The sequence below is a fragment of the Peribacillus sp. CSMR9 genome (assembly GCF_033141925.1).
Taxonomy (GTDB): domain Bacteria; phylum Bacillota; class Bacilli; order Bacillales; family DSM-1321; genus Peribacillus; species Peribacillus simplex_A.
Genome location: NZ_JAOPHO010000150.1, coordinates 1 through 2,611 on the forward strand (window position 1 = coordinate 1; position 2,611 = coordinate 2,611).

Sequence of the window (2,611 nt, forward strand, 5' to 3'; positions counted from 1 at the left end):
TCTTGGCTACTTAAGTCCTCTAGAATATAAAAAATTATCCCTTAAAAAAGTTGTTTGATTTAGTGTTGACAATCCAAGATCATTGAACACTACCAAAACGGAACAAAGATAAATACTCGGTATCAGCAATGTGTGGCGTCCTGGAGCATTCACGTAGCACCTAATACTACGAAGCAAATGCCATTTTAGAAATTTTTGATAAAAACCGTAAGGCGTACGGAACACGTAAGATTAAGGTTGAATAAAAGAAAAGTGGCCTTACGGTCTCCAGAAGGCGAATTGGCCGTATCATGAAAGAACAGGGGCTTATTTTTCTCTTTTATAGTTGCTCAGTCTAAACCGCAAAAGACCTCATGCAACGAATCAGGCCAGGCTAACGAATTAAATCGGGAATTTCTACAAGAAGAAGGGAAAAAATAGTGGTCAGTGATTTAACATATGTCTAAGTCAAAAATAACTGGCATTACATGATAAACAAAAAAGGGTCCGCATTTCTCTACATAATGAATGCTGACCCTAGTTTTTTAAGAAGATCCTCTGAATGAGAGTCCTTCTTTAAAGCATTTTATTGATACTTCCCATAAAGTCTTTCATAACTGTGGATAATTTCCCTTTCGCTTCCTTCATCGAGCTTTCTTTAACACCGAAATAAAATTTAATTTTAGGTTCTGTTCCGGAAGGTCGTAAACATACCCATGTGCCATCTTCAAGAAAATATTTTAATACGTTCGATTTTGGGAGCTTGATGGCCTCTTCCCTATTTGACGCAAACATGTATTTTTTCCTGCTGAGATAATCCTCGTGAACCACTACTTGAAGACCACAGATTTGATCTGGTGGATTTTCACGGAATTCATTGAGAATCGCTTCAATTTGTCTGGCACCTTCAATTCCTTTTAAAGTCAACGATTGCAAATCTTCCAGGTAATATCCATATCTATCGAAAACATCCAGTAAACCTTCGTACATCGTTTTGCCTTGCTTTTTATAATAGGCACAAACTTCCACTGCCAGAATAGTAGCCTGTATGGCATCCTTATCTCGAGCAAAATCTTTGATTAGATATCCATAGCTTTCTTCATAGCCAAACAGGAAAGAGTGTTCTCCACTTGTGTGGTATTCATTGATTTTTTCAGCAATGAATTTAAATCCAGTTAAAACATCTACGGCTTTTAAACCATTTTGCTCAGAAATCGCCCTTCCTATTTCTGAAGTCACGATGGTCTTTAATACGACTCCATTTTCAGGAAGAGTCCCTTTCTTTTGTTTTTGTGAAATTAAATAATCCAAAAAGAGAGCGCCTGTTTGGTTGCCTGTTAATACGACATAATCTCCAGCATTATTTTTTACGCTAATACCGAGTCTATCCGCATCCGGATCGGTGGCAATCAATAAATCAGCGTCGACGCGGTTTCCAAGCGCAATGGCCAATTCAAAAGCAGCATCTTCCTCTGGATTAGGCACTTTAACAGTAGGAAAGTTAGCATCGGGCATTTCCTGTTCTTTAACAATATGGACATTTCGATATCCTAGATCATGCAAAGCACGTTTTACTGATTTATTCGCTGTACCATGAAGCGGTGTAAACACGAGCTTTACATCGATTTCATCTGCTAACTTTGGATTTTCCGGAATAGTGAGCAAATGCTCATTATAAGCAATATCCAGCTCCTCCCCGATGATTTGAATGAGTCCTCTGTCCTTTAGGATTTCTTCTTCCTCAACTACAATGGAAAGCTCACTTTCAATCGCGTTCACGTAATTAATGACTTGATCCGCCGCTTCAGGAGGTAGCTGTGCCCCGTCTGACCCGTACACTTTATACCCATTATATTCAGGCGGATTATGGCTTGCTGTAATGACGATACCGGCAAATGCACCCAGCTTACGTACGGAAAAAGAGAGCTGTGGGGTAGGCCGTAATTCATCAAATAAATAAGCTTTAATTCCCTTTGTTGCCAAAGTCCTGGCTGCTTCCAATGCAAATTCGGGAGACTTATGTCTTGAATCGTAAGCAATTACGACTCCTCTGGATTTTGCCTCGTTTCCAAACAATTGAATATACTCAGCAAGTCCTACAGACGCTTTTCGCACGGTATAAATGTTCATCCTATTAGTACCTGGACCAATTTCCCCTCGCATACCACCCGTTCCGAATTCCAAATTTTTATAAAAGGCGTCTTCAATTACTTTTTCATCATCCTTCATTTCTTCAAGCAATAAACGCATTTCATGATTTAAATTGGGGTAACTTGTCCAAATAGTGTACAAATTCTTCCATTTCATTAAAATACAGCTCCTTCCAACTTTGCTTTTTGGGGAATTTCTTTACTCTTTGATCTTAGTACACATTGTAGGCGATCAATTGAGTATGAAATCTAAAAGCCGTCACGAACAAGTTTGGGTATTAGTGGCATGTGGCCGAACGAAAAATACTTTTGTTGGGTCGCTTGGTTGTGGTCGTATTACGAAAAAGCAATTAGATAAAGTGATTGGTGATTGGTGATAAATTAAACCCTTCAACAGTGTTATGTACAGATACTAGAGAGGGAAAACTTAATACAGGCATTGAAGCGTGTAGAGAGAAATAAGGGAAGCCATGGTGTAGATG

At 38.9% G+C, this 2,611-nt stretch carries 1 protein-coding gene and 1 pseudogene; one reads left to right on the plus strand and one right to left on the minus strand.

Going from position 1 to position 2,611, the window contains the following annotated elements; translation table 11 throughout:
• Positions 1-95: 95 nt before the first annotated feature.
• Positions 96-443: pseudogene (locus tag N9I19_RS24365) on the plus strand (IS3 family transposase); the annotation flags it as partial.
• Between the two features lie 112 nt (positions 444-555).
• Here the strand turns inward: N9I19_RS24365 and N9I19_RS24370 are convergent.
• Entirely contained in the window at positions 556-2,286 is a 1,731-nt protein-coding gene (locus tag N9I19_RS24370) for a phospho-sugar mutase (RefSeq protein WP_317779275.1), read from the minus strand.
• Positions 2,287-2,611 lie beyond the last annotated feature (325 nt).